This is a genomic window from Mesorhizobium sp. J428, from assembly GCF_024699925.1.
In the GTDB taxonomy this organism is placed as follows: domain Bacteria; phylum Pseudomonadota; class Alphaproteobacteria; order Rhizobiales; family Rhizobiaceae; genus Mesorhizobium_A.
The window spans coordinates 1371215-1396879 of the sequence record NZ_JAJOMX010000001.1; the positions used below are offsets into that span (position 1 = coordinate 1371215).

General features: G+C 64.8%; 24 protein-coding genes, 1 tRNA gene and 2 pseudogenes. 11 read left to right on the top strand and 16 right to left on the bottom strand.

Annotated features, from left to right (window positions below):
- Positions 1-40 precede the first annotated feature (40 nt).
- The 5 genes from LRS09_RS06810 to LRS09_RS06830 all read right to left on the bottom strand — a co-directional run bounded on the left by LRS09_RS06810 (position 41) and on the right by LRS09_RS06830 (position 3260).
- Positions 41-412, bottom strand: a complete 372-nt coding sequence (locus tag LRS09_RS06810) for a hypothetical protein (protein ID WP_257805034.1) — start codon at positions 410-412, stop codon at positions 41-43.
- 46 nt (positions 413-458) lie between these two features.
- A complete protein-coding gene (locus LRS09_RS06815) occupies positions 459-887 on the bottom strand; it encodes a (deoxy)nucleoside triphosphate pyrophosphohydrolase (protein WP_257805035.1) in 429 nt (142 codons plus the stop codon).
- 13 nt (positions 888-900) lie between these two features.
- A complete protein-coding gene (locus LRS09_RS06820; protein ID WP_374684899.1) occupies positions 901-1677 on the bottom strand; it encodes a GNAT family N-acetyltransferase in 777 nt (258 codons plus the stop codon).
- Positions 1674-2915, bottom strand: coding sequence for a bifunctional glutamate N-acetyltransferase/amino-acid acetyltransferase ArgJ (gene argJ, locus LRS09_RS06825; RefSeq protein ID WP_257805037.1), 1242 nt, complete (start codon positions 2913-2915; stop codon positions 1674-1676). The genes LRS09_RS06820 and argJ overlap by 4 nt, the downstream gene beginning before the upstream one ends.
- 75 nt (positions 2916-2990) lie before the next feature.
- Entirely contained in the window at positions 2991-3260 is a 270-nt protein-coding gene (locus tag LRS09_RS06830; protein ID WP_257805038.1) for a hypothetical protein, read from the bottom strand.
- A 98-nt stretch (positions 3261-3358) separates the two neighbouring features.
- On the opposite strand from LRS09_RS06830, the gene LRS09_RS06835 reads away from it, so the two are divergent.
- Positions 3359-3952: a TetR/AcrR family transcriptional regulator gene (locus tag LRS09_RS06835; RefSeq protein ID WP_257805039.1), complete on the top strand. Its 594-nt coding sequence runs from the start codon at positions 3359-3361 to the stop codon at positions 3950-3952.
- 461 nt (positions 3953-4413) lie between these two features.
- Positions 4414-4863 (top strand): hypothetical protein, encoded by a 450-nt coding sequence (locus LRS09_RS06840; protein WP_257805040.1) that lies wholly within the window; start codon positions 4414-4416, stop codon positions 4861-4863.
- Between the two features lie 253 nt (positions 4864-5116).
- On the opposite strand, the gene LRS09_RS06845 is transcribed toward LRS09_RS06840, so the two are convergent.
- Positions 5117-5992: a peptidylprolyl isomerase gene (locus LRS09_RS06845; protein WP_257805041.1), complete on the bottom strand. Its 876-nt coding sequence runs from the start codon at positions 5990-5992 to the stop codon at positions 5117-5119.
- 237 nt (positions 5993-6229) lie between these two features.
- Between LRS09_RS06845 and secA the strand changes: the two are divergent.
- A pseudogene (gene secA / locus LRS09_RS06850) lies at positions 6230-8955 on the top strand (preprotein translocase subunit SecA).
- 1696 nt (positions 8956-10651) lie between these two features.
- Positions 10652-10720, top strand: a pseudogene (locus LRS09_RS06855) (SEC-C metal-binding domain-containing protein); the annotation flags it as partial.
- Between the two features lie 32 nt (positions 10721-10752).
- Here LRS09_RS06855 and LRS09_RS06860 read toward each other — a convergent pair.
- The 4 genes from LRS09_RS06860 to LRS09_RS06875 form a co-directional block, all read right to left on the bottom strand.
- Positions 10753-11235 (bottom strand): hypothetical protein, encoded by a 483-nt coding sequence (locus LRS09_RS06860; RefSeq protein WP_257805042.1) that lies wholly within the window; start codon positions 11233-11235, stop codon positions 10753-10755.
- Between the two features lie 181 nt (positions 11236-11416).
- Positions 11417-12625: an aminotransferase class I/II-fold pyridoxal phosphate-dependent enzyme gene (locus LRS09_RS06865; RefSeq protein ID WP_308240349.1), complete on the bottom strand. Its 1209-nt coding sequence runs from the start codon at positions 12623-12625 to the stop codon at positions 11417-11419.
- A gap of 523 nt (positions 12626-13148) precedes the next feature.
- Positions 13149-14234 (bottom strand): helix-turn-helix transcriptional regulator, encoded by a 1086-nt coding sequence (locus tag LRS09_RS06870; RefSeq protein ID WP_257805043.1) that lies wholly within the window; start codon positions 14232-14234, stop codon positions 13149-13151.
- A gap of 79 nt (positions 14235-14313) precedes the next feature.
- Positions 14314-14622: a hypothetical protein gene (locus LRS09_RS06875; RefSeq protein WP_257805044.1), complete on the bottom strand. Its 309-nt coding sequence runs from the start codon at positions 14620-14622 to the stop codon at positions 14314-14316.
- 160 nt (positions 14623-14782) lie between these two features.
- Between LRS09_RS06875 and LRS09_RS06880 the strand changes: the two genes are divergently transcribed.
- Together LRS09_RS06880 and LRS09_RS06885 are read left to right on the top strand one after the other, a co-directional pair.
- Positions 14783-16192, top strand: coding sequence for a lipopolysaccharide biosynthesis protein (locus LRS09_RS06880; protein ID WP_257805045.1), 1410 nt, complete (start codon positions 14783-14785; stop codon positions 16190-16192).
- Complete coding sequence (locus tag LRS09_RS06885; protein WP_257805046.1) at positions 16192-17475, top strand: GNAT family N-acetyltransferase; 1284 nt, start codon at positions 16192-16194, stop codon at positions 17473-17475. The genes LRS09_RS06880 and LRS09_RS06885 overlap by 1 nt, the downstream gene beginning before the upstream one ends.
- On the opposite strand, the gene LRS09_RS06890 is transcribed toward LRS09_RS06885, so the two are convergent.
- Positions 17476-19113 (bottom strand): AMP-binding protein, encoded by a 1638-nt coding sequence (locus LRS09_RS06890; protein WP_257805047.1) that lies wholly within the window; start codon positions 19111-19113, stop codon positions 17476-17478.
- 354 nt (positions 19114-19467) lie between these two features.
- Positions 19468-19552 (bottom strand) — tRNA-Leu (locus LRS09_RS06895).
- A 176-nt stretch (positions 19553-19728) separates the two neighbouring features.
- Between LRS09_RS06895 and LRS09_RS06900 the strand changes: the two genes are divergently transcribed.
- Positions 19729-20235, top strand: a complete 507-nt coding sequence (locus tag LRS09_RS06900; protein WP_257805048.1) for a disulfide bond formation protein B — start codon at positions 19729-19731, stop codon at positions 20233-20235.
- Positions 20236-20267: 32 nt separating this feature from the next.
- On the opposite strand, the gene LRS09_RS06905 is transcribed toward LRS09_RS06900, so the two are convergent.
- Together LRS09_RS06905 and LRS09_RS06910 are read right to left on the bottom strand one after the other, a co-directional pair.
- The gene (locus LRS09_RS06905; protein ID WP_257805049.1) at positions 20268-20825 is read right to left on the bottom strand and encodes an HNH endonuclease; all 558 of its coding nucleotides are present in this window, start codon (positions 20823-20825) and stop codon (positions 20268-20270) included.
- A 111-nt stretch (positions 20826-20936) separates the two neighbouring features.
- Positions 20937-21605: a DNA-3-methyladenine glycosylase gene (locus LRS09_RS06910; RefSeq protein ID WP_257810143.1), complete on the bottom strand. Its 669-nt coding sequence runs from the start codon at positions 21603-21605 to the stop codon at positions 20937-20939.
- Between the two features lie 56 nt (positions 21606-21661).
- Here LRS09_RS06910 and gluQRS point away from each other — a divergent pair, with 56 nt between their 5' ends.
- The gene (gluQRS, locus tag LRS09_RS06915; protein ID WP_257805050.1) at positions 21662-22582 is read left to right on the top strand and encodes a tRNA glutamyl-Q(34) synthetase GluQRS; all 921 of its coding nucleotides are present in this window, start codon (positions 21662-21664) and stop codon (positions 22580-22582) included.
- Here gluQRS and LRS09_RS06920 read toward each other — a convergent pair.
- Positions 22579-22875 (bottom strand): hypothetical protein, encoded by a 297-nt coding sequence (locus LRS09_RS06920; protein WP_257805051.1) that lies wholly within the window; start codon positions 22873-22875, stop codon positions 22579-22581. The genes gluQRS and LRS09_RS06920 overlap by 4 nt on opposite strands.
- A 120-nt stretch (positions 22876-22995) precedes the next feature.
- Between LRS09_RS06920 and LRS09_RS06925 the strand changes: the two genes are divergently transcribed.
- Entirely contained in the window at positions 22996-23868 is an 873-nt protein-coding gene (locus tag LRS09_RS06925; RefSeq protein WP_257805052.1) for a DMT family transporter, read from the top strand.
- On the opposite strand, the gene LRS09_RS06930 is transcribed toward LRS09_RS06925, so the two are convergent.
- On the bottom strand, positions 23851-24702 hold the full coding sequence (locus tag LRS09_RS06930) for a YihY/virulence factor BrkB family protein (protein WP_257805053.1): 852 nt from the start codon (positions 24700-24702) through the stop codon (positions 23851-23853). The genes LRS09_RS06925 and LRS09_RS06930 overlap by 18 nt on opposite strands.
- Positions 24703-24867: 165 nt before the next feature.
- On the opposite strand from LRS09_RS06930, the gene LRS09_RS06935 reads away from it, so the two are divergent.
- Both LRS09_RS06935 and LRS09_RS06940 read left to right on the top strand, forming a co-directional pair.
- Positions 24868-25059, top strand: a complete 192-nt coding sequence (locus LRS09_RS06935; protein WP_085466871.1) for a twin transmembrane helix small protein — start codon at positions 24868-24870, stop codon at positions 25057-25059.
- A gap of 19 nt (positions 25060-25078) precedes the next feature.
- A complete protein-coding gene (locus tag LRS09_RS06940; RefSeq protein ID WP_257805054.1) occupies positions 25079-25660 on the top strand; it encodes a cob(I)yrinic acid a,c-diamide adenosyltransferase in 582 nt (193 codons plus the stop codon).
- Positions 25661-25665 lie beyond the last annotated feature (5 nt).

Sequence of the window (25665 nt, forward strand, 5' to 3'; positions counted from 1 at the left end):
GGTTAACGAGACAGCATTAACCAATGCTGAAAACGGCGGCTTATCCGCAATCGCCGCTGCGCGTTCCGTCGTCGCGGATGATGCAGATCGCCGCCGGCGAGTCCTGCAGCACGCTGCGGCGGATGACGTAGCTCGACCCGCCCCCGCGGCTGACCGAGCCGGTCGACATGCGGTCCAGCCCGTCGGCCGCGCCGACGATGCGCCGGGTCTGGCTCTCGGCCAGCGGCGCGAGGATCACCGCCAGCGCGACGGCGGCGGAACCGAACAGCAGCGCCGCCCGAAGGATCCCGACGCCGGCGATGCCGAGCATCGACGGGCGGTCGCCACGGATGGATTGCCACTCGCTTTCCGGATTTATCGATTGCCCCCGCAATGCGCCGGCGCCGTCCGCGCCGCTATCGAAAGGCAGCATTCTCACGATTGGATAAAGGATCGATTAACGAAACGCGCCGCGACCGCTAGAGGAGGTCGATCAGGAACGGGATCAGCGGCGCGTCGGCGGGCGGCATCTCGTAGTTGCGCATGTCGCGCGGGCGCACCCATTTCAGCCGCTGCCCCTCTTTGCCCACGGGCGTGCCCCAGAAGCGGCGGCAAACGAACAGCGGCATCAGGAGGTTGAAACTGTCATAGGCGTGGCTGGCGAAGGTCAGCGGCGCCAGGCACGGCACCTTGGTCTCGATGCCGAGCTCCTCGGCCAGCTCGCGCACCACCGTCTCCTCGGGCGTCTCGCCCGGCTCCACCTTGCCGCCCGGAAACTCCCACATCCCGGCAAGCTGCTTGCCCGGCGGCCGTTCGGTGATCAGCACGCGCCCGTCGGCGTCGACCAGCGCGCAGGCGGCGACGAGCAGCAGCGGCTTGGCAGGCTTGGCGGGGCTCGTGTCGGTCATCGCGGGCGTCCGGTCATTTCGGCGGCTGCCGGTAATGGTAGTCGTAGACCCGGCGGAAGCCGAGCGACGTGTAGAGCGCGAGGGCCACGGTGTTGCTCGCCTCGACCTGCAGCCAGCCGATCTTGGCGCCGCGCAGCCGCGCCCATTTCAGCGCCGACAGCACGACGCGCCGTCCGTGCCCCTTGCCGCGCACGCCGCTGAAGGTCGCCACCTCGAACAGGCCGGCGAGGTCGCCGTCATGCACGCAGATCGCGCTCGCCACCGGCCGGTCGTCGTCCTCCAGCAGGAAGAGCCCGCTCTCCGGCTCGATCGAGCTGACGATCTCCGACAGGCCGGGTCGTATCGACGGCTCGAAATCGTGCACCGTCATCGCGGCGCTGATGAAGCGCGCCATGTCCTTCATCGGAATCTGGCTGAGCACATTGTCGAGATCGACGGCCGAAAGGTCGATCGACATCACGACCGATTCGGAAAAACGGCTCCACCCTTCCTGGTCGAGATAGGCGGAGATGAACGCGCCGCCCAGCGGCGACATGCGGAAGGTGGTCGGCCGGCCATAGGCCTCGAAGCGGCGCGAGGCGCGCGCGATGCGCTCCGTCAGGTTGTCGCAATCGCCCGGATCAAGCGGATTGATCGAGTTCAGCCGCTTGGCCGGATGTCCGGCCGTTAGCCGGATCACCCAGGTGCCGTCATAGTGCACCGACGAGGCCGGCCAGGCGCGGAATCCGGCCGCCTCGAAGCGGCGGACGATCGGCAGCAGGTCTGCATCGAACTGCGGCACGCCGGTCAGCTTCTGTAGTCGCCGTTGATCGCGACATATTCCTTGGTGAGGTCGCAGGTCCACACCGTCGCCTTGCCGCGGCCGAGCCCAATGTCGGCGCGCACCCGGATGCGGTCCTTCTTCATGTAGGCGGAGGTCTCGGCCTCGGAATAGTCGGGGTCGCGCTCGCCCTCATGCGCGACGCGGATGTCGCCGAACCACACCGAGAGGCGGTCGCGGTCGGCGGGCTCGCCGGCCTTGCCGACGGCCATCACGACGCGGCCCCAATTGGCGTCCTCGCCGGCGACGGCCGTCTTCACCAGCGGTGAATTGGCGATGGACAGCGCGATCTTCTTGGCCGAGCGCGCCGATTTCGCGCCCGTCACCGTCACCTCCACCTCCTTGCGCGCGCCCTCGCCGTCGCGCACCACCTGCAGCGCCAGGTTCTTCAGGATCTTGTTCAGCGCGCGACGGAAGGACTGGAGCCTGGGGTCCTTGACGTCGTCGATGCGCGGCGCGCCGCGCTTGGCCGCCGCCCCCGTCGCGAAGAGCAGCAGCGTGTCGCTGGTCGAGGTGTCGCTGTCCACCGTGACGGCATTGAACGTCTTCGCCGTGCCCTTCGACAGAAGATCCTGCAGCACGGAGGCCGCGATCGGCGCGTCGGTCGCGACGAAGGAGAGCATCGTCGCCATGTCGGGCGCGATCATGCCCGCGCCCTTGGCGATGCCGTTGATCGTCACCAGCGTCTCGCCCAGAAGCACCGTCTGCGTGGCATATTTCGGATAGGTGTCCGTGGTCATGATGGCCTTGCCGGCCTCCGGCCACAGCGCCGGCTCGGCGCGCTTGGCCATGTCGGCCAGCAGATGCGTGAACTTCGCCGGGTCGAGCGGTTCGCCGATCACGCCGGTCGAGGCCAGGAAGACTTCCGATGAGGCGCAGCCGGCGGCCGACGACGCGGCCTTGGCGGTCGCCTCCGTGGTCGCCCTGCCCTTCTTGCCGGTGAAGGCATTGGCGTTGCCGGAATTCACTACCAGCATGCGGGCGCTGCCGCCCGGCAGGTTCGCCCGGCAGAGGTCGACCGGAGCCGAGGGGCATTTCGAGCGGGTGAAGACGCCCGCGACCTGTGTGCCTTCGTCGAAGACCATGGCGAGCAGGTCGGTCCGGCCCTTGTATTTGATGCCCGCCTCGGCGGTGGCGATCCGCACGCCTTCGATCGGCGGCATCTTGGGTTGGGACTTCGGTGCAAGCGGCGAAACGGCGGTCGACATGGCGTGTTCCGGTGGCTGGATCGGTCGCGCTCGTTTGCCCGACCGATCACGCCCGCGCAAGCCCAATCGGCGGTTTCACTGCCTCACGACGGGGTTGATGAAGCGGTGAAAGCGCTTCTGGACGGCGGGGATCAGCCCCCACACCATCGTCATGACCACGATCGGCACGAGGATCAGCGTCCGCTGCCAGATCGTCCAGCCTTCGGTGAGCGGGAAGATCAGGTAGAGCAGCCCAGTGACCAGCGGATAGACGCCGAGCAGGACGAGGAAGGCAAAGCGCGGCCGCGAGAAGCGGACCGCACCAGTCTGTGCGGAAATGGTCTGGGAGGAAAAGGTCTGCGACATGGCGGACTCCATCGATACGATACGTTCCGTTAAATAAAACGGGCCGTTTCGTTTCGTCAAGAGACGTGCTAGGAAAATTTCCGGAAGGAGCCGTTCGAATGGAACAGACGGAGGCGGAAGGCCGGCGCTCGATCGGCGCGAGGCGCAATCCCGAAAGTGCTGAAGCGATCCTGGAAGCCGCGGAGGCGGTGTTGCTCGAATCCGGCTATGCCGGCTTCTCGATCGAGGCCGTGGCACGGCGCGCCCGCGCCGGCAAGCCGACCATCTACCGCTGGTGGCCGAGCAAGGCAGCGCTCCTGCTCGATGTCTACCACCGGCAGAAACGCCACGTCGTCTTCCCTGACAACGGTCCGCTCGAAGAGGATCTTTTTGTCTTCGCGCGCAGCCTTTTCGCGCAATGGCACGGCACGCCCGTCGGCGAGATCTTCCGCTCGATCATCGCCGAGGCGCAGTCCGATCCGAAGGCCGCCAGGGCGCTGGAGGAGTATTACGCCGAGCGCCGGCGCCAGTCCGGCCGGATCACCGAGCGCGCCATCGCACGCGGCGAAGCGCGGCCCGACACGAACCCGCAGGTGGTCGCCGACCTCGTATCCTCCTACGCCTGGACCCACCTCCTGACCAACCGCCTGGACGAAGACGACGCCACGCTCCGCGCCGCCATCAGGACCGTCGTCAGAGGCGCACTGGCCTGACGCGCGCGAACAGGGGGACATCCTCGATCCCGCCCCTGCACTGCGCATGGTCCTTGCCGGGGCGAACAACCTGTCACGACTGTCCCGCGCGACTCCTCTCCTGAGCGAGCGTCTCCTATGCGATCGTCATCCCGGCCGCCGGAGGCGAGCCGGGATCTATTCCTCTCTCCGGTTACACGCCGAAAACACCCCTCGCGATCGCAGAGAAGGCTCAGCGCCGACCCGCCAAGGCCAATCGATCCCGGCTGACCTCCGGTCGCCGGGATGACGATCGCGGACGATGTGCGCTGTCTTGAGAAGAGCCGCAGAGGTCAGTTCTGGCACATGATCCGATGGATCGATTTCCACCTCTTCCGTCGCCAACCTCTTGACCCGCTTGGAGATTCTCACAACCGCCAACTTTTTCATCCCCACCCCTGCCAGCTTGCCCGAAACTATGTCCGGTCAAACGGGAGCCGGCGATGGGCTGGAGGGCGAAGGCGGGGAGGGAACAGGCGTTAAAGGCGAGGATCGTCATGCGCCTGTTCTCGATCGCCGACATGGCCGAACAGGCCGCCGGCCGCTCGTTCTGGGTCCGCTGGTGCGTGCTGTGGGCCGCCTGGCAGGCCAACGAGCTGCTCAGGGGCTATGTCGAAGGCACGCTCCGCAGCTCCGAGCGCGGAACCTGGACGCCCGTCCCGATGCCGGCCGGCTTCGGCAGCAATCCCTTCGATGCCGAGGACATTGCCGACTCGCTCAGGGCATTCGGGCTCTACATGCAGGCCATCGCGGCGCATCTGTGCCGTCTGTCGTTCCTGCATCGGGGGCAGGCCTCCGACGAGGCGGGCAATGAGGGTGGGCTACACTGTGCCGACCTTCAGCGCCTCGCCGACGCGACCATCTCGCCGATCGAGCTGCGCGATACGTCCTGAGAAGCCCCTGACCTGCGCTCTTGCAGGGAAAGTGAATGCTCCCCAACGATCCTGCCTTCGTCCGTGACAAATTGCACCGCGGTCGACGATGTCGCATGGCCGGAGAGTTGCGCCTCTCTCCCCGTTCACGAAAGAGATATCCGGCAAAACAGTGAGGGGCAGCGCGAAGCTCGATAGCTCGCACCGCCCCTCATCCGCCACTCAGGCACCTTCTCCCGATGAACGGGGAAAAGGAAACTTCAAGACCGCCGAATCACTCCGCCGCGCCGGCCTGCTTCTCGATCTCCTCGACGCCCTTCTTGAGCGCCTCGTCCTTGATCTCGACCTGGGCGCCCGCGCGCAGGTCCTTCACCGTGGCGAAGTAGAGGTCGCGGAACACGAGCTGGCGGATCTGGTCCTTCACCTGGTCGAACGGAACCGGCGGCTGGGTGCGCTTCTCTTCAACCTTGATGACGTGGAAGCCGAACTCGCTCTTCACCGGCGTCTTGGTGTAGGAGCCGGGCTCCAGCGCGAAGGCCGCGGCCTCGAACTCGGGCACCATCTGGCCCTTGGCGAAGAAGCCGAGGTCGCCGCCATTGGCGCCGGAACCCGGATCATCCGACTTCTCCTTGGCGATCGCCTGGAAGTCGCCGCCCTCGTCGAGCCTCTTGATCACGTCCTTGGCCTCTTCCTCGGTCTTCACCAGGATGTGGCGGGCATGGACCTCCTCGACCGGCGGACGCGCGCCGATTTCCTTGTCGTAGCGCGCCTTCAGGTCCTCGTCGGTGACCTTCGGCGAGATCTCCTTCTCGATCACCTGGGCATGCAGGGCGCGATCGTTGAGGAAGGCGAGCTTGCGCTTGAATTCATCGTCCTGATCGAGCTTGGCGGCCTTGGCCTTCTCCGCCATCAGCCTGATCTCGATGATGGCCGACAGAGCGGCCGCCCGCTTCTGTTCGGGCGACAGCTGCGCGAACTGCTGGTCGAGTTCGCTGACCGCCATCTGCACGTCCGCCTCGGTGACCGGCTGGCCGCTGACCGTCGCGACGACCGTGTCGGTCTGGGCGAGGGCGCCGAACGTCGCCGACGCAAGCAGGCCGAGCGCCAAAGCAACGCGCGCGGCCGGCCGCTTCCTGAGAGTGATATTCATACAACTGTTCTCCTGTAGAGCTCCGAGGCGCCTTCGAAACAGGCCCGATTTGTGGCGGATTTTCGGTGCGTCGCGCGCTCTGGCGCAACGTTGACATCAGGGTTGCCCCCTCTTATCTGTCCTTCGACTTGGCGTCCAGAACCGTTTTCCGGACGCTTTTTTGATTGTCGGCAGGCCGGCGCCCGCCAGGCTACGATCCGGCGGCCCGCCGGACAGTCTCTGTTGAAAGGACCAGTTATGGTCAGTCTCGGCGGCCTCGCCCGCAAGATCTTCGGCTCCGCAAATGACCGGCGTGTCAAGGGCACCCGTCCTCGCGTCGAGCAGATCAATGCCCTCGAGGAGGAGATGCGGGCGCTCTCCGACGAGCAGCTCCGCGCCAAGACCGCCGAATTCAAGCAGCAGCTGGCCAACGGCGCGACGCTCGACCAGATCCTGGTGCCTGCCTTCGCCACTGTCCGTGAAGCAGCTCGCAGAGCGCTCGGCATGCGCCCCTTCGATGTCCAGCTCATCGGCGGCATGGTGCTGCACGAAGGCTCGATCGCCGAAATGCGCACCGGCGAGGGCAAGACGCTGGTCGCTACCCTTCCGGTCTACCTCAACGCGCTGGAAGGCAAGGGCGTCCACGTCGTCACCGTCAACGACTACCTCGCCACCCGCGACTCGGGCTGGATGGGCCGCGTCTACGGCTTTCTTGGCCTGACCACCGGCGTGATCGTGCACGGCCTCACCGACGAGCAGCGCAAGGCGGCGTACGCCTGCGACATTACCTACGCCACCAACAACGAGCTCGGCTTCGACTACCTGCGCGACAACATGAAATACGACCGCGCGCAGATGGTGCAGCGCGGCCACCACTATGCGATCGTCGACGAGGTCGATTCGATCCTGGTGGACGAGGCGCGCACGCCGCTCATCATCTCCGGCCCGCTCGAGGATCGTTCGGAGATGTACAACACCGTCGACCGCTTCATGCTGCAGCTCAACCCGGAAGACTACGAGGTCGACGAAAAGCAGCGCACCACGATCTTCACCGAGGTCGGCACCGAGAAGCTCGAAAACCTGCTGACCGAGGCCGGCCACCTCAAGGGCGAGTCGCTCTACGACGTCGAGAACGTGGCAATTGTCCACCACGTCAACAATGCGCTGAAGGCGCACAAGCTGTTCCAGCGCGACCGCGACTACATCGTGCGCAACGGCGAGATCGTCATCATCGACGAGTTCACCGGCCGCATGATGCCCGGCCGCCGCTATTCCGAGGGCCTGCACCAGGCGCTGGAGGCAAAGGAGCACGTGGCGATCCAGCCCGAGAACCAGACGCTCGCCTCGATCACCTTCCAGAACTACTTCCGCATGTACAACAAGCTGGCCGGCATGACCGGCACGGCCAACACGGAAGCCGAGGAGTTCGGCAACATCTACGGCCTCAACGTGGTCGAGATCCCCACCAACCTGCCGGTCAAGCGCATCGACGAGGACGACGAGGTCTACCGCACCGTCGAGGAGAAATACCGCGCGATCACGAAGGAGATTCGTGAGGCCCACTCGCGCGGCCAGCCGGTCCTGGTCGGCACCGTCTCGATCGAGAAGTCCGAGCTTCTGGCAGACCGCCTGCGCAAGGACGGTTTTACCGACTTCCAGGTGCTCAACGCCCGCCACCACGAGCGCGAGGCGCAAATCGTGGCGCAGGCCGGCAAGCCGGGCGCGATCACCATCGCCACCAACATGGCCGGCCGCGGCACCGACATCCAGCTCGGCGGCAATGCCGACATGCGCATCGCCGAGGAGCTGGGCGACATGCCGGCCGGCCCGGAGCGCGCCGCGAAGGAAGCCGCCATCAAGGCCGACATCCAGGTGCTCAAGGAAAAGGCGCTGGCCGCCGGCGGGCTCTACGTGCTCGCCACCGAGCGCCACGAATCGCGCCGCATCGACAACCAGCTCCGTGGCCGCTCCGGCCGCCAGGGTGACCCGGGCCGCTCCAAGTTCTTCTTGTCGCTGCAGGACGACCTGATGCGCATCTTCGGCTCCGACCGTATGGACGGCATGCTGCAGAAGCTCGGCCTCAAGGAAGACGAGGCCATCATCCATCCCTGGATCAACAAGGCGCTGGAGAAGGCGCAGAAGAAGGTCGAGGCGCGCAACTTCGACATCCGCAAGAACCTTCTGAAGTTCGACGACGTCCAGAACGACCAGCGCAAGGTCGTGTTCGAGCAGCGCCTCGAACTGATGGACGCCGAAACCGTGTCCGACACCGTGGCCGAGATGCGCCAGGAGGTCATCGAGGACATGGTCACCAAGCACATCCCCGAGACGGCCTATGCCGAGCAGTGGGACGTGAAAGGCTTGCGCGAGGCGGTGCAGACCAATCTCAACCTCGACCTGCCGGTGGAGGAATGGGCCGCCGAGGAAGGCATCGACGAGGAAGCGATCCGCGAGCGCATCACCGCTGCAGCCGACAAGGCCGCCGCCGATCGCGCCGAACGCTTCGGGCCGGACGTGATGGCCTATGTCGAGAAGACGATCGTGCTGCAGACGCTCGACCACCTCTGGCGCGAGCATCTGGTCAACCTCGACCATCTGCGCTCCGTCGTCGGCTTCCGCGGCTACGCGCAGCGCGACCCGCTGCAGGAATACAAGCAGGAGGGCTTCGAGCTCTTCCAGGCCATGCTCGGCAATCTGCGCCAGGCGGTGACCGCGCAGCTGATGCGCGTCGAGCTCGTGCGCGAGGCGGCCGAAGCCCCTCCCCGCAGGTGCCGGACATGTTCGGCCACCACATCGACGGCACGACCGGCCAGGACGACTTCGGCGAGGGCGCTGGCACGGTGATGCTGGCGCAGGAAGTTGCGGTGTCTGCCGAGGACCGCAACCCCAACGACCCCACCACCTGGGGCCGCGTCGGCCGCAACGAACCCTGCCCCTGCGGCTCAGGCAAGAAGTTCAAGCACTGCCACGGCGCGTTCGTGTGATGGGGTGGCGCTAGTAGGCAGCTTTGCACGTTCGGCGGGCGGAATCCATTGTAGCTGCAACACGAAACTAACGAGGCTGTCGCTGAACGCCGCGACAGCTGGCCCTGCAGGCGGTCATTCGAACCGGAAGTCCACCGCAACGCGGTGCTGAGTACGTCCGCGAGACATTAAGTCACTCAGGCTCCTTTCGGCGGAGAATTCCGAGCTGAAAGCGTAGCACGTCAGAGACTGCGGCCGAATCCCGTTCCGCTTGAGGTAAGAATAGAAGCGTTTCGCCGCCTTTGAGCTTTCACTTCCTCTGCCGCACTCGTTCTCGCTGCGCACTGGGAATGGACGGGCGTGAATAGTATAGCGGGGATCCTGCACATTCACCGAGCAGTCCGCGGCGATGCAGGTTGTCAACCGCCCTCCCCAACTTGCATTGCAGCCGCACCAGACTTCCTCCGCGGTCGCCGAAAATACGGGCGCCAGTGCCGACAAACACAGGCAGGCGGTCAGATTTTTGCCCCGAGGCACAATCATCAAGACTCGGACTAGGGCGAGTATGGTCTTCATCATTTCAGACGTTGATTGACTGAGCACTACTTCAATCCTGGCAGGGCGGATCGAAGCTCTTGCATCCACGGCTGGTCACGAAACCGCAATGCTGAGCATTATCGCGACAGATCATGATACAAGAATTGGGTCCCGAGCATTGCTGTTGCGCCCATAGTACCGAAGACAACGGAATTGACTTTCTGACCTGCAGATTGTCGTTGGGCTCCAGGAGGTTGCTACCTCCTGGCCCAACGCTTGCGGCAAGCGCAATGCATGAAAGAAGAATAATGTGGACTCTCATGGGAAATACCCGGCCGATGATGCGTGGCGAGAAGTTATCTCAGCTTGCTCACACGTCGCAGCATCGGTCGTAGTCCCAGCAGACGCAGTAGTTCGTGCTGCCCCGCCAAGGAGTCACGTTCTGCACACCGCCGTTGGGTGAGACCGTGTCCATGCACCCACCACCCCCAGAACAATACCCCTGGTCTCTCCAGCGGACATTGATACGCCGGTCACAGAAGTTGCGGAATTGGGTTACGCCCGATCCGGCCATGTGCTGGATTGTCAGGCACGACTGTTGAGCGACCGCAGGCTTCTCCGTCAGCAGAACGCCGAAGGAGCAGCCTGTCACCGTGAGCACAGCCGATAGGAAGGTACGAAGCATCTCTTGTCTCCTTGAAACACGCCATCTGCCGAGCCGGCAGTACCTAGCTGCAAGAGCAATTGCCGCTATTCCAGGTTCCACCGTTTGCTTCGCAGCGGTCGCGCGCCTCGGCATTGCACGTTTGTGCCGTGGAATAAGACGTGGCGCACAGAAGTGCTGCGACAATCAGCAGATACTTGCGCATGCTGGTTTCTCCTTCCGATTGGACTACAGCGCTTAGTCAAGCAGCTTTGCCGGTGTGGCGAATGAACCAAATGGGCTATTACTCGGGCCGACCTGAAGTGTTCTCGCGCGTCTTTCATAGGAACGACGGAAAGGTCGAGTTAATCTATCGCTCAGCTCGGAGCGTTCGTCCCGGCGCGATCAGTTGGGTCAGAAGCCGCGCCAGAGTCATCTGCCGGCGGCAGCCAACCTTGGCGAGCACGCTCTTCATTTGATTGCGGACCGTCTCGACGCTCCTGGCGTATTCCGCGAAATGTCATCAATGATGCGCCCGGCCGCAACGAACCCTGCCCCTGCGGCTCAGGCAAGAAGTTCAAGCACTGCCACGGCGCGTTCGTATGAGGTGATTGGCGAGCCGCACCTCACTCGTGCTCTCAGGGGAGCGGATACCGCTGGCCCTGGAAGCGGAGCGTCACATTGCAGCTCTCCTCGAAACCGTTGATGTAGATCGTGCTCGACAACACCGCGGTCCCCGCAGCCGGCGCGGCCGGGACCTGCCCGGCGATACGCCCGCTGGCGCTATAGGTGAACATCCCGTTGCCGATGCCGGAAGCCTGAAGCGGACGCATCACGGTGCCGACCATGGAACCCGAGGCATAGGTGAAGTTCTGGGCATAATAGCCCCAGTAAAGCGACAGAGCCGTGCGGTTGGGATTGCCATTCCAGTTTGGCGGCGAGAAGCGCGCCGAACCGCAGTTCCCCACCGACCAGCCGACTGCTGCGCATGCAGCCGATGCGGTGATGATGCAGGCATTGCCGCGGAACTGATTGGCGGCTGCGGCATCGGTCGCTGCACCGCCGATGAGCAAACCGGCAAGCGCCACTGCGGCGGAATAGGAAATCTTCTTCTGCGTCATGGAATGTCCCCTTTCGTGCGGTTTCTGCACTTTCGACTCGAGTGCGCCGGATGTCGGCCTCCTCCCGATCCAGCAAACGGTCGGTTGGCCAGCCACCACAGATCATCCAATGGTGAACCGCGCCGGATTTGCGTGACCCATCTGGGCTATTCGGTCTGAAACCCTAGGATTTCGTGCTTCGTCAACTCGCCTTAACGGCCGTGCGCTCGATTGATCCGCCGACCCCGAGGATGATATCCGCGATCTTGGAACCGATCTCGCGCAACGGAAGGTCACGATGGTCCGGCGTCACCTGCAACCGCAGGCGAGATGAGCCCGTGGCGACTGCTGGATACTCGATGAAGTTTGCCAGAATGCCGTTCTGGCCAAGCTGCCGCGCAGCCTCGCGCCCAATCACCTCAAGGCCGGTCAGGACCGGGACCAGGGCGGAAGGAATACCGAAGCAGATCAGCCCTCGTGAGGTAATGACCTCCCTCAGTTCTCGCGAGGCCTGGAGTACGTCACGACGCAGCTTGTCCCCCTCTGATGAAACGACGATCTCAAAAGCGGCAAGAGCCGTCGCTGCTTGGACGGGACCGAGCTGGTTGCTGAACGTGTTGGCCTGGCCGTATGCTTGGACAGATAAGGTGCACTGGCGCCATCGTGATATCAGGAAGCCACCCGTGGTGGCGAACACCTTGCTAAAGCTTCCGACTACGAAATCGACTTCGCCAAGAACTCCGGCGTCAGCCATCAGGCCCGCCCCTGACTTGCCGAACACTCCGAGATCGTGTGCGCAATCCACGAGCGTATGGGCACCGTATGCCCGCGCAGCATCGATGATGCCTCTCAGGTTGGGTCCATCAGAATCCATCGAGTATAGCGACTCGATCACCACGAGGATGGCCGCATCGGGATTGCTTGATCGCGCTCGTTCGAGCGCGGCAGCGAGGGACTCCGGATCATTGTGATCGAAGGCTGCCATTTCGGCGCCCGAAGCCAAGGCACCCTCACGCAAGCAGTTGTGAGCAAGCTTGTCGATCACGACAACGTCCGACCTACGCATCAAACCGCGTATTGCAGCATAGCCCGCCGCCCAACCGGTAGGAAACATGATGCAATGCTCAAGATTCAGCAAGCGCGCGAGGCGGAGCGCGATCTGCTCGACAGGCCAGGTGGTTCCACCGTTGACTTCGCTCCCCGCGCCGTGAAGCCCATACTGCTCGATCGCATCATGGGCGGCCTGAATTACACGGGGGTGATGAGAGAGGCCGAGATAGTCCTGGGCGGCGAAGTTTATCCCGGAATGGCGCGTTCCGTCCCATCCCCGGTAAGCGCCACGCGTCCCGCTTCGCGATTCCTGGGTCCGGCAGAAAGACCATGCCCCTCGCCGAGGCGGCCAAGCATCCAGTCATATAGAGGCTGGCAGCGCTCGGGCAGGCTCCGGCCGCGTGCGAGTGCGAATCGTGCGAATGAATCGGAGCGCATGCGAGTATCCGTGTGTGGCGAGTGTGACCGGAACATCCATAGCTGGTCGCATGCTTTAGCTTTGGAGTTGACAAACCTCGTTGATGCCGTCTGCGGCCACGCCGAAGGGATTCGTGTTGTGATAAATATTGGAGATACGGTCGCGTCCCCGCACATTTGGGGCCCGCAGACTTGCAGGCTGCAAACGTCGTCGCGTTCGGTATCGCTATCTGCGTGCCGTTGGCCAATATGACCGCACAGTAGGTGATAATCGCCGCCGCTGTAACCGTCTTGACTGCCGCGAATGAACTAAGACCGAGTCCGATCAACGCCGTCGCCACAAGACACGAGATCTTCCGTTTCATTTGTGATCCTCCGCGTCCACGAAATTCGAAGGGGAGACTATCTTGGAGGACATTAGACGCATGACCCATCTGGGCTATACTTCAATGCAAAGGCCTTGGCACTTATCCCGGCACGAGCCGCGCCAAGAGCCGCGCCAGATCGACCTGGCGGCGGCAGCCCGTCTTGGCCAAGACGCTCTTCAGCTGGTTGCGCACGGTCTCGACACTCTTGGCGTCCCCGAGCGCGATTTCGTCGACGGTTCGACCGGCCGCAATGAACGCCGCAATCCTTGCCTCTGTGGGCGACAGATCGAACAGCGCTTGGAGCAGCGGCGTCGCACCGGTCGGTTCGTCCGACGCCGTCGTCAGCACCAAGATGGCCATGGCCTGCGCAAAGAGATCGTGCGCAGCGCGGCGGATCGGCACGACGTGCAGGACCGCTGGCGGAGCGCCCTCTCTTGACGCGATCGGCAGCGAGCGCACGCCCTGCTCGGTCGAGATCAGGCGGAGCGCGTCGCCGAGCTGCGCGTCGGCGCGCCGGTCGTGCAGTGCGATTCGGTCGCCGCCGCGCGTCGTCCATATCCCGGTCTCGTTGGCGAACTCGCCATTCGCCACGATCACCGCACCGGACTGGCGGACGGCGCAGGCCGGAAGGCCGAGGCCAGCCAGAGTTTCGACCGCGGTTCGCGCGCGATCGAACGCCAGGCGTGCCGACAAAAGGGTCGATCTGGCGAGATGCGGCCTAAGCGAATCGAGCCATCTCACCTTTTCCTTGCCGAACGGCTCACCGGTAAACCGGCCTTCGGCATGGACGACCACAGTCTCGCCGCTCGGCATCGGAATCACTGTCGCCGCTCCGTCGCCATGTCCGCGTGGAATGAAGAAATCCCGGAATATAGGAAGGTTCTCGCGTTCGCCCGGCGTGAATACGTCAAAGTCGGTCACGAAGCCTGCATGCTGAGCGGCGAACAGACGGCGGGTTCGCTCGCTGTCCGGATAGAGGGTGAAGAACTCCATCGCATCCTTCGCATACTCGTCGGATGATGCGACGAAGCGGACATCGGCGCCCCGAGAGGAGAAAATAATGGCATGCCCGCCTGTGACCGTGCTGGCCACGTCCGCGAGCAGGCCCCGCCAGAACTCCGGCAGGACCGATGCTTCATAGATCTTGTCAATAAACCCCGCATCGGTCACGAGTGATCTACTCATGCCGAACTCCCTTCAACGCCCCCACACAGAAGTTATCCGATGGCATTGCGTTGGCAAGAGATCGCGCCGCTGTTTGCGCTCAGATGCCCGAGCCGTCCAGCTCCATGTCGTCACCCTCATAGGGCCCCGGCATTGACGCCTCGGACTCGCCCGCGGCCGCGTCCGGCAGCGGCATCCAGCATTTGAGTTCCGGATCGGCATAGCCGATCACCGCGCCGGGAGCAGAGTCGGCCGCGCGCCAGCCCTCGATGCCGTATTGGTCGGCACGCGCCCAGTAGGCGACGTCGACATCCGCCAGTCCCTGCTCGACAGGCCGCACGGTCACGAGGATGCGCGTGCCGTCCTTCGGCGCGCTCGACATGTGCCGCCATTCGCCCGCTGCTTCCATTGCTCGCCTCCTCGCTCGTTGCCTGGCCATGAAACGGTTCCGCAGCCGTCCGGTCAATGCCGCAGATGCGGCCGGCCGGAGAACGGAACGGCGGCCTTGCGCTTCCCACCGTTTTTTAAGCACTGTCTGCTATCGCTCGCGCAGCAAGGAGTCTGAAGCGTTGCGTTTTTCAGCGGCCACCACCGCCGATCGCCTGTTGCCGCCCGGCTTGGCCGATCGCGCCCGCCCCCTCATGGGGAAGGTGGACGCTGTGCTGTTCTCCGACGACGACAGGGCCGAGGCCGGTCGCGTCTCGATCATCGCCTTCGCCATCCGCATCCTCAGCGCATTCATCGCCTTCGTGAGCCAGGTGCTGCTGGCGCGCTGGATGGGCGCCTTCGAATACGGCATCTTCGTGCTGGTCTGGGTGACGATGATCATCCTCGGCAACCTCTCCTGCCTCGGCTTCCACACCTCGATCATCCGCTTCATCCCGGAATACCGCGAGCGCGGCGAACTGAACGAACTGCGCGGCGTCATGCTCGCCAGCCGCCTCTTCGTGCTGATCGCCTCGACAGTGATCGCGCTGATCAGCGCCGGGCTCATCCTGCTCTTCGCCGACCGGATCGAGGACTACTACGTCATCCCGTTCCTGATCGGCATCTTCTGCCTGCCGATGATTGCCCTGTCGGACGTCGTGCAGGGCATCTCGCGCGCCAATGCATGGGCCATCTCCGCGCTGTCGCCGACCTATATCGTCCGGCCGGTGCTGATCATCGCCTTCATGGGCGCGGCCCTTCTGGTGGGCTACGAGCCCAATGCGAGAACGGCGCTGATTGCGGCGGTCGCGGCGACCTATGCGACGACGCTCTGGCAGCTTGCCACCGTGACGACGCGGGCGGACCGCGGCATCGAGAAGGGCCCGCGCACGACCGACATGCGCGGCTGGATCGCGGTCTCCCTGCCGATCTTCCTGATCGAGGGCTTCGCCTTCATGCTGACCAATGCCGACGTGCTGATGGTGGGCATATTCCTGCCGCCGCACGACGTCGCGATCTATTATGCGATGGCCAAGACACTGGCGCTGGTGCATTTCGTCTACTTCGCAGTGAAGGCCGGCGTGGCGGCGCGCTATGCGCAGTTCACCCATGGCGCGCGGGACAAGCTCGGCGATTTTGCCCGCGAGACCGTGAACTGGACCTTCTGGCCCTCACTGGCGATGGGCATCTTCGTGCTGGCGATCGGCCAGCCTATTCTCGCTTTGTTTGGACCGGGCTTCGAGGAAGGCTACCCCTACCTCTTCGTGCTGGTGCTGGGCGTCCTCGCCCGCTCCTCGGTCGGACCGGCCGAGAGCCTGCTCACCATGAGCGGCAACCAGAACGTCTGCGCAGTCGTCTACGGGCTCACGCTTGCCCTCAACGTGATCCTCAACGTGATCCTGATTCCGCGCATCGGCCTCTGGGGCGCGGCGATCGCCACCTCGGTCTCGATGGCCTTCGAGGCGGCAGCACTCTCTCTTGTAACCTGGCGCCGGCTGGGCATCGTGATGATCGTCTTTGCGCCGCGTCGCCGCGCCGGGGAACTCGACTGATGGCCGCCAAACCGATCCTGGAGGAGATGAGCGGCAGCGCCGCGGGGCCGATGATCGCCGGGCTGGCCGGTTATTCAGAAGAGCCGCACAGCCTCGCCTTCCAGCAGATCGTCGCGCAGGACAGGCGCCCGCGCCATCTGGCGATCTATCCGGCCTCCGCCGGCTTCGAGCTGGTGGAGGAGCTGGAGCATCTGAGCGCCCGCACCATCGAACCCAACGTCTTCTTCAATCCGCGCTTCCTGGCGCCCGCCATGCCGCGGCTCGAGGACCGCGAGGTGAGGCTGGCCGTGATCCGCGACGGCGACGAGAACAGGAGCCGGCTGCGGCTGCTCGTGCCGTTTTCCATCGAGAAGCCGCCGGTGCCGCTCGGCGTCACGCTCATGCGCGCCTGGTCGAGCCCCTTCGGCCCGCTCGGCACCCCGCTGATCGACCACGACGACCCGGTCTCGGTGGTTGAGGATTTCCTCGACATGCTTGCGCGGCCGCGCCTCAAGCTGCCGAAGGTGCTGGTTCTGCCCGACATGCGGCTCGACGGGCCGGTTGCGCATGTCCTGCGCACAGTGGCTCTGGGCCGCAACCTGTCGTTCCATGAGACGCTGAAGGTCGAACGGCCTTTCCTCGAAAGCACGCTCGACGGCGACACCTATCTCAAGAACTCGTTGCGCGCCCATCACTACCGCGAGTTCCGCCGCCTCAAGCGCCGGCTCGGCGACCATGGCGCGGTCGAATACACGATCGCCCGCCAGCCGGACGAGATCCGCCACGGCGTCGAGGCGTTCCTGTCGTTGGAGGCATCCGGATGGAAGGGTCGGCAGCGCACCGCCATGGCGATCGACCGCTACCGCGCCGCCTTCGCCCGCGAGGCGGTGCATGGCCTGGCGGAGCGCGACATGTGCCGCGTGCACATGCTTACCCTCGACGGCAAGGTCATCGCCTGCCTGATCGTGTTCATCGAGAACGGCTGCGCCTACACCTGGAAGACGGCGTATGACGAAGAATATGCGGCCTATTCCCCCGGCACCCTGCTGATGATCGAGGTGACCAAGACCCATCTCGACGATCCCAACATCGTCGCCACCGACAGCTGCGCCGTGCCTGACCACCCGGTGATGAGCCGCATCTGGAGCGAGCGCAAGCCGATCGGCACCTTCGTGCTCGCCCTGACGCCGGAGGCCGACCGTGCCGCGCGGCAGGCGACGAAGCAGCTGCATCTCTATCAGGAGACGCGCAACGTGGCGCGGATCATCCGCAACCGGTTGCGCGTCCTGCTCGGCCGCAACTGATCAGCCGCTCTCCGTCTCGCGCTTCGCGCGGTCCCGGAAGATGCGGCGGATCACCTTGCCGGTGGTAGTGAGCGGCATGGAATCGACGAACTCCACCTCGCGCGGATATTCGTGCGCCGACAGCCGCTCGCGCACGAAAGCGCTGATCTCGCTCTTCAGCGCATCGCTCGCCTCCACCCCGTCCTTAAGCACGACATAGGCCTTGACGATTTCGGTGCGCAAAGCGTCGGGTTTGCCGACGGCCGCCGCGAGCGCGACGGACGGGTGGCCGACGAGGCAGTCCTCGATCTCGCCGGGGCCGATGCGGTAGCCGGCAGAGGTGATGACGTCGTCGTCGCGGCCGAAGAACTGGATGTAGCCGTCGGCATCCATGATCCCCTGGTCGCCTGTGGTCATCCAGTCGCCTATGAACTTCTTCGCGGTTGCCTCGGGACTGTCCCAGTATTCGAGGAACATCACCGGATCGGGCCGCAGTACCGCGATCTGCCCCGGCTCACCGGCTGGCATCGGCCGCCCGTCCGCATCGATGATGGCGACAGTATGGCCGGGCACGCCCTTGCCGATCGTGCCGGGGCGGCTGACGCCGACGATCGCAGAGGAGGCGATCACGGCATTGCACTCCGTCTGGCCGTAGAACTCGTTGACCGGCAGCCCGAGCGCGCCCTCCGCCCATTCCCAGGTCTCGCGGCCGAGCGATTCGCCCGCCGAGCCGACACTTCTCAGCACATGCGAGAAGCGCGCCGGGATGTCCGGCACCGACTTCAGCATCCTCAGCGCCGTCGGCGGGATGAAGGCGTTGCGCACTTTCATCCGCTCGACGAGGAGAAGGGCGGCTTCCGGATCGAACTTCTCGAACCGCGCGCAGACGACCGGAATGCCGAGGTAAAGCGACGGCAACAGTGCGTTGAGCAGCCCACCTGCCCAGGCCCAGTCGGCCGGCGTCCACATCAGGTCGCCCGCCTGCGGCAGGAACTCGTAGGCCATCTGGAGACCCGGCAGATGGCCGAGCAGCACCCGGTGCCCGTGCAGCGCCCCCTTGGGAGGGCCGGTGGTGCCGGAGGTGAAGATCATCATCGCCGGATCGTCCGGCGTGGTGTCCTCCGGTTGAAAGGAGATAGAGGCGCCGGCCACGAGCGCTTCGAAGCCAAGGGCCCTGCCGTCCCGTCCGTCGACGGAAACGACCAGTTCCAGAACCGGCAGTCGCGCGCTGATGCGCGAGACCTTCGCCAGCCCAGCCGCATTGGTGACGATCGCCCTGACGCCGGCCGTCTGCAGCCGGTATTCCAGCGCCTCGACGCCGAACAGCAGCGCCAGCGGCACTGCGATCGCGCCGAGCTTGTAGATGGCGACATGCGCGATCGCGGTCTCGAAGCTCTGCGGCAGAAGCAATGCGACTCGGTCGCCGCGGCGCACGCCGCGCGCCTTGAGCGCATTGGCGAAGGCGTTGGAGCGTTCGGCAAGCGCGCCGAAGGTCAACGTCCCGGGCTGCTCCTCGCCGCGATATTCGATCAGCGCGACGCGGTTCGGCTCTTGGCGCGCCCAGGCATCGGATACGGAAACGCCGATGTTGAAGTGCTCGGGGATCTGCCAGCGGAAACGACTGGCGAGGTCGGCATAGTTGTCGCTGCGCTGGAGCAAGGTCGTGGAAAGCCTCCGCCGCTGGTCGTCCGGGAACGGCGCGAACAAAACGCCCGTCGAAAGCGGGTGTCAATGTTTCTTTCGCAGCGCAACAAAAAAGCCCGCCGCGGGAGGAGGTGCGGCGGGCTTGATTTGATTGCGGCGCGGGAGGAGGTGCACCGCAACTCTGTTGGCTCTCTGGGAGGAGGTAGATCACCAACAACGCGAAGATAGGATTCGGCCCCGATTCAAACAAGCGCCAATTCTGCATGGCTGATCTGCAATTTTGCAATGCAACATAACTGTTAGCGCATGCAGCATGAGCAATTGCCCGCAGAGTGGGCGAAAACGACATGTGGAGGGGAAATGGGCCGTTGGTGCCCCCTGCCGGGATCGAACCAGCACTCCTTTCGGAACCTGATTTTGAGTCAGGCGCGTCTACCAATTCCGCCAAGGGGGCGCGCCACCGGACGAAATCCGGGGCGACGGCTGCGGACTATACGTTCGCGCCCCTTTCCGTCAACAGCTCTTCGCACTGCGCGCGGAAGTCGCGGGCTTGTGAAGCTTCTCGGCCTTGCATTTAACGCGAACATGGCGTTGCTCGCGGCGGATATCATTGCCGGAGCGACCCGACCCATGTCCCTAGCCACCCCGATCGGCGAAACCCAGAAATGGGCGGCACTTGCCCTTCTCCTCGGTATGGCGGCGACCGTCGGCACCGCGCTCGGCTTCGAGCACATCGGCGGCTACATCCCCTGCATGCTCTGCCTCCAGCAGCGCATTCCCTACTACGTCGGCGTGCCGGTGATGGCGCTGGCGCTGGTTGCAGTCTGGCTGCGCTGGCCGCCGGTCGTCGCCCGCCTGCTGCTTCTGGCAGGCGCACTGCTGATGACGGTCGGCCTCGGCCTGGCGATCTATCACTCGGGCGTCGAGTGGCACTGGTGGCCGGGTCCCTCGAGCTGCGGCGCGGTCGTTGCCCCGCAGGGCAGCGGCAACGGCGTTCTCGACCAGTTGAACACGCTGATCCCGCCCTCCTGCGACGAAGCGGCCGGCCGCTTCCTCGGCCTGTCCTTCGCCGGCTGGAACGTGCTCGCCAGCGCGCTCTGGGCGGCAGTTGGATATCGGGCAGCGTTCGGGCGCTGATTCCTTCTCCCCGCGAACGGGGGAGAGGAAGGCTAGGGCTCCAGTTCCACGTCCCAGTAGAGATAGTCCATCCAGCTTTCGTGCAGATGGTTGGGTGGGAAGAGCCGGCCGTTATTGTGCAGGTCGTGCACGGTCGGGTGGAACGGCTTCTGCATCGGCCACATCTTCGCCTGAGCCGGCAGCATGCCGCCCTTCCGGAGATTGCAGGGCGAGCAGGCCGCAACCACGTTCTCCCAGGTCGTTGCCCCGCCGCAGCGGCGCGGGATGACGTGGTCGAAGGTGAGATCCTCCGGCGAACCGCAATACTGGCACTGGAAGCGGTCGCGCAGGAACACGTTGAAGCGGGTGAAGGCCGGATTACGCGACGGCTTTACATAGCTCTTCAGGCAGACCACCGAAGGCAGCTTCATCGAGAAGGTCGGCGACGAGACGGAGTGCTCGTATTCGGCGACGATGTTCACCCGGTCGAGGAACACGGCCTTGATCGCGTCCTGCCAGGACCAGAGCGACAGCGGGTAATAGCTGAGCGGACGGTAGTCCGCATTCAGCACCAGTGCCGGCAAACCATCTGGCGAGACATGAACTGTCACGTCGCGTTTCTCCTGAGGCCCGAAGCGTTCGGCGCGGATACTGTAAGCGAGACGTGACAGGATTGTGAAGCGAAGAAAGTGGCCGGACTGTTGCCGCAAAGCCCCATTTGTTCAGTTTTTTTCTAGGTTTAGCGCCGTTTCGGCGGCTGGCGCGGCCTCACGCCCCCTGAGATGGCGGTAGTAGGCCCAGAACAGGCGCGCCGCGACCGCCCGCCACGGTGCCCATGATTCGGCGATCGCAATCAGCGTCTTTTCACCCGGACGGGGGTCGATGCCGAGCGCGGCGCCCACCGCCGACTGGAGCGCAACGTCGCGCGCGGGGAACACGTCAGGATGCCCGGCGCAGGTCAGCAGATAGACCTCCGCCGTCCAGCGCCCGATGCCCGGAACGGCGCTCAGCGAGGCGATCGCCGCCTCCCCGTCCGCCTCGCACAGGTCGAAGAGATCGAGCCCGTCGTGGACCGCGCGCGACAAAGCAAGCATCGTTGCCTGTTTTGGGCGCGACAGGCCCGCCCGGCGGAAGAGATCCGGATCGGCCGCAAGCACGGCCTCAGGTGTCAGCGGCGCGACGAGCGAGACAAGCCGGCCGAGAATCGCGTCCGCGCTGGCCCGCGACACCTGCTGCGAGACGACGATCGAGACCAGACTCGAAAAGCCCGGCGAGGACAGCCGCAGCGGAATATCGCCCGCAGCAGCGCGCACCGCGGCCAGCCGCGGATCGGCGCCGATGAGCGCGTCGAGCGCCGCGACGATGTCGGAATCACTGGAAATCCGCCGCATCCGCTTCCTTTTCCTCCAACGCAAAAAGCCGTAGCAATGAACCGGCGAAGGCGGCAATGCCTTCGAGTCCCATTCCACCCAGCAGGACAGACGTGGCGAGTCCACCCGTTTTCCGTTTTGCCCCGAGCCCCAATGGCGAGCTTCATCTCGGCCACGCCCGCTCGGCACTGCTGAACCAGCGGCTGGCGCGTGAGGCCGGGGGGCGATTCCTGCTGCGCATCGAGGACATCGACCTTGCCCGCTGCACGCCGGAGTTCGAGGCCGGCATCTACCGCGACCTCGAATGGCTGGAGATCGAATGGGAAAAGCCGGTGCGCCGCCAGTCGGAGCATTTCGCCGACTACGCGGCAGCGCTCGACCGCCTGAAGGCTATGGGCGTCGTCTACCCCTCCTTCATGAGCCGGGGCCAGATCCGCGACCACATCGCCGAACACGAGACGCCGGTGCGCCGCTGGCCGCGCGATCCGGACGGCGCGCCGCTCTATCCCGATGTCGACCGTGCCCTCACCCGCCGCGAGCGGCAGAAACGCATTGCGTCCGGAGCGCCGCATGCCTGGCGCCTCGACGTAGCGGCCGCGATGGAGACGGCCGCGGAGAAACTCACCTGGACGGAACTCGGCGCGGGACCGCTGGGCGAGACTGGAAAGGTCACGGCCCGCCCCGAGATCTGGGGCGACGTGATCCTGTCGCGCTCCGATGCGCCGGCGAGCTACCATCTCTCGGTCACGGTGGACGACGCGATCCAGGGCATCACCGACGTGGTGCGCGGCCAGGACCTCTTCCACGCGACCGCGATCCATCGCCTGCTGCAATCGCTGCTCGGCCTTCCCGTGCCGCGCTATCGGCACCACAGCCTGATCGTCGGCGAGGACGGCCGCAAGCTCGCCAAGAGCCGACGCGACACGGGGCTCAGGGAGTTGCGCGAGAGTGGGATTAGCGCAGAGGAAGTGCGCGCGCTGGCGCTGGAAGGCCTTTAGGAGCGCATTGCTCGTTCTATGCCGGCCTTTGCGAGCGAAAGCAGCAGCAGCGCCAGGAACGCCCCGCCGAGACCGGTCGCGACAGCAATTTCGAGCGCGCCGAACCGGATGCCCCAGCGGTTTGCCGCGAAGATACCGAGGAAGAAGCCGGCGGTGATGACGATCATGTTGCCGAAAGGGCCGAACCCGTCGTCCTGCATCAGGCCGTCAAGCGCCATGCCGAGCATCAAGGAGAGAATCGCGACGATTGCGATCGCGAAGACAAGCGAACTGGTATCCAGACTGGAAAGCATGCACCGCCTTCTTGCGTAGCCCTTCCCGTTCGCCCCCACACAGTGTGTGGACCATTCATTTCACTTTGCTTGCCCGGATTGCATCAATTAGAGCGATCCGCCCACTGGGAACGATATCTGATGTTTTCGCCGGCCTCCTTCGTTCCCGCGCTGTTCGTCGTGCTCTGGGCGACGGGCTTCATCGGGGCGCGCTATGCGATGCCCTGGGCGGAGCCCTTCTCGTTCCTGGCGGTGCGGTTCGGCCTGACCATGCTCATCATCGGAGGGATCGCGGTCGCGACCGGCGCACGCAGGGCGGACCGGCGCGGCGCGGCCCACGCCACCTTCGCCGGCGCGCTCATGCACGGCGTCTATCTGGGGGGCACGTTCTGGGCGATCCGCCACGGCATGACGGCGGGCTTCGCCGCGCTCATCGTCGGCCTGCAGCCGCTGATCACCGCCCTCGTCGCGAGGATGGCGCTCGGCGAGCGTATCGATCCGCGCAATTGCGCCGGGCTCGGGCTGGGCTTCGTCGGCGTAGTGATCGTGATCTGGCCGAAGCTGGGCGCCGCGACGGATGCGCTCACGCCCGCCGCACTCGGCGCAATGGTGGTTGGCGTCATCGCGATGAGCGTCGGCACCATCTGGCAGAAGTGCTTCGTCGGTCGCCTCGATCTCGTCACCGGCAGCTTCTGGCAATATGTCGGCGCAACCGCCCTGATGGCGGCGATGTCGCTGCTGCTGGAAACGCGAACCTTCATGGTGACAGGCGAACTGGTCTTCGCACTCGTCTGGCTGGTGCTCGTCCTGTCGATCGGCGCGATCTTCCTTTTGATGTATCTCATCCGCGAAGGATCGGTCGCGAAGGTCTCGTCGCTGTTCTATCTCGTGCCCGCGGTGACCGCGCTGATGGCATGGGCGCTGTTCGGCGAGACGCTCACGCTGGTGCAGATCCTAGGCATGGCGGTCGCGACCGCCGGCGTGGCGCTCGCCACCTCATCCCGCGATGCGTGAGCGCGCGTCGAGGTAGCGGCGGATCGCAGCGTTGAACTCGCCGCCGAGGATGAAGATCACCGAGATGATGTAAAGGAAGATCACCGCGATCATCACCGAGGCGAGGCCCGCATAGGTCGAGACATAGGTCGAGAACTGCCTCAGATAGGCGGCGAAGATGCTCGAGCCAGCGAGCCATGCGGCCAGTGTGAAGACGATTCCGGGGATGACGTTGGCGAAGGACCGGCGTCCTGCGGGCAGCCAAAGATGCACCGCGAACAGGCCGAAGACGATCACACCGGAGGCGATCACGTAACGCCAGAGCGTGATCGTGCCCATGTAGGGACCGATCCATGTCAGGTTCTTCTCGGCGACATCTGCGATGAGCGGTGCCAGCACGAGCAGCACCGAGATCGCGAGGAAACCGAGCGTCGCGATGAAGACGAAGGCGAGACTCTGTATGCGGCGGAACAGGAAGGAGCGCGTGTCCGCCACCCGATAGGCGCGGTTGAGCGACGTCCTCAGCGCCTCGATGCCGTTGGAGGCGAACACCGCAGCGGCGATCACGGAGACTGTCAGGAAATCGCCGCGCTGGACGGTGAGCACGTTGCGCACCTCCTTGGCGATCGGTTCGGCGATCTGCGGCGGCCAGGTGTCGAAGACGAGATGCACCGCCGTGTCGGCGAAGGCGTCCGCGCCGAGAAAGCTCGCAAGCGCGGTAGCGAAGATCAGGAACGGAAACAGCGCCATCAGCGCGGAAATCGCCAGATGGCTGGACATCGACCAGCCGTCGTCCGTGTTGAAGTGACCCATCGCGTCGGACAGAATCCGTTTCGCGGCGACGATGTTTCGCATGGCTCTCCGCCGATTGTCTCCCAAGGTTGAATATGGGAAGGGTTTTCTGGAAACAACCCGCGTGGGGCCTTCCCGTCGCCGCCTTTGCACCCGAAATGTGCTTTCACGGGGCGCGGCAAGCGCCACGCGACGTGCGCCGGCACGTGCCGGCAAGAGGAAAGAGCAATGTCCACGGTCTTCAACATCTTCGCGATCGTCGCCATGGTCGCGGTCGTCATCGTGCTTCTGCGCGGGCTCTGGAACATGATGAAGGGCGGCGACGCGAACACGTCGAACAAGCTGATGCAGGCGCGCGTCTTCCTTCAGTTCGTCGCGCTGTGTCTAGTTCTGCTCGCGGTCTACTTCACGCGCAAATGAGCGGCTTCCCGGGGGGATCATGGTCAAGCTGAACAAGATCTACACACGCACCGGCGACGACGGCACCACGGGACTGGCCGCCGGCGGCCGGCGGCTCAAATACGACCGGCGCGTCGAGGCCTACGGCACGGTAGACGAGGCGAATTCGACGATCGGCATGGCGCGGCTGCACACCGCCGAACAGCATCCCGAGATCGACGCCATGCTGTTCCGGATGCAGAACGACCTCTTCGACCTTGGCGCCGACCTCGCCACGCCCGAGACGGACAAGCCGCTAGGCTACGAGCCGCTGCGCATCGTGGCGGCGCAGGTGGTGCGCGTCGAAGGCGATATCGATACGCTCAACGTTCGCCTGCAGCCGCTCCGCTCTTTCGTGCTGCCGGGCGGCTCGCCGGCTTCCGCGCATCTCCACCTCGCCCGCACGGTCGTGCGCCGCGCCGAGAGGATCGCCGTCGAACTCGCACGGATGCCGGGCGAAAGCGTCAATCCGGAGGTCGTGAGATATCTCAATCGCGCTTCGGATTTCCTGTTCGTCGCCGCCCGCGTGGTCAATGACAACGGCGCGTCCGACGTGTTATGGGTGCCCGGACAGAACCGGTGACGGTG

Bases quoted from the DNA above. Each gene is read 5' to 3' on its own strand.
- LRS09_RS06875 (WP_257805044.1), bottom strand. From the start codon at position 14,622: ATGGAAGCAGCGGGCGAATGGCGGCACATGTCGAGCGCGCCGAAGGAC.
- LRS09_RS06840 (WP_257805040.1), top strand. From the start codon at position 4,414: ATGGGCTGGAGGGCGAAGGCGGGGAGGGAACAGGCGTTAAAGGCGAGG.
- LRS09_RS06885 (WP_257805046.1), top strand. From the start codon at position 16,192: ATGGCCGCCAAACCGATCCTGGAGGAGATGAGCGGCAGCGCCGCGGGG.
- LRS09_RS06900 (WP_257805048.1), top strand. From the start codon at position 19,729: ATGTCCCTAGCCACCCCGATCGGCGAAACCCAGAAATGGGCGGCACTT.
- LRS09_RS06870 (WP_257805043.1), bottom strand. From the start codon at position 14,234: ATGAGTAGATCACTCGTGACCGATGCGGGGTTTATTGACAAGATCTAT.
- LRS09_RS06860 (WP_257805042.1), bottom strand. From the start codon at position 11,235: ATGACGCAGAAGAAGATTTCCTATTCCGCCGCAGTGGCGCTTGCCGGT.
- LRS09_RS06940 (WP_257805054.1), top strand. From the start codon at position 25,079: ATGGTCAAGCTGAACAAGATCTACACACGCACCGGCGACGACGGCACC.
- argJ (WP_257805037.1), bottom strand. From the start codon at position 2,915: ATGTCGACCGCCGTTTCGCCGCTTGCACCGAAGTCCCAACCCAAGATG.
- LRS09_RS06815 (WP_257805035.1), bottom strand. From the start codon at position 887: ATGACCGACACGAGCCCCGCCAAGCCTGCCAAGCCGCTGCTGCTCGTC.
- LRS09_RS06935 (WP_085466871.1), top strand. From the start codon at position 24,868: ATGTCCACGGTCTTCAACATCTTCGCGATCGTCGCCATGGTCGCGGTC.
- LRS09_RS06920 (WP_257805051.1), bottom strand. From the start codon at position 22,875: ATGCTTTCCAGTCTGGATACCAGTTCGCTTGTCTTCGCGATCGCAATC.
- LRS09_RS06925 (WP_257805052.1), top strand. From the start codon at position 22,996: ATGTTTTCGCCGGCCTCCTTCGTTCCCGCGCTGTTCGTCGTGCTCTGG.
- LRS09_RS06845 (WP_257805041.1), bottom strand. From the start codon at position 5,992: ATGAATATCACTCTCAGGAAGCGGCCGGCCGCGCGCGTTGCTTTGGCG.
- LRS09_RS06810 (WP_257805034.1), bottom strand. From the start codon at position 412: ATGCTGCCTTTCGATAGCGGCGCGGACGGCGCCGGCGCATTGCGGGGG.
- LRS09_RS06930 (WP_257805053.1), bottom strand. From the start codon at position 24,702: ATGCGAAACATCGTCGCCGCGAAACGGATTCTGTCCGACGCGATGGGT.
- LRS09_RS06830 (WP_257805038.1), bottom strand. From the start codon at position 3,260: ATGTCGCAGACCTTTTCCTCCCAGACCATTTCCGCACAGACTGGTGCG.
- gluQRS (WP_257805050.1), top strand. From the start codon at position 21,662: ATGCCTTCGAGTCCCATTCCACCCAGCAGGACAGACGTGGCGAGTCCA.
- LRS09_RS06835 (WP_257805039.1), top strand. From the start codon at position 3,359: ATGGAACAGACGGAGGCGGAAGGCCGGCGCTCGATCGGCGCGAGGCGC.
- LRS09_RS06910 (WP_257810143.1), bottom strand. From the start codon at position 21,605: ATGCGGCGGATTTCCAGTGATTCCGACATCGTCGCGGCGCTCGACGCG.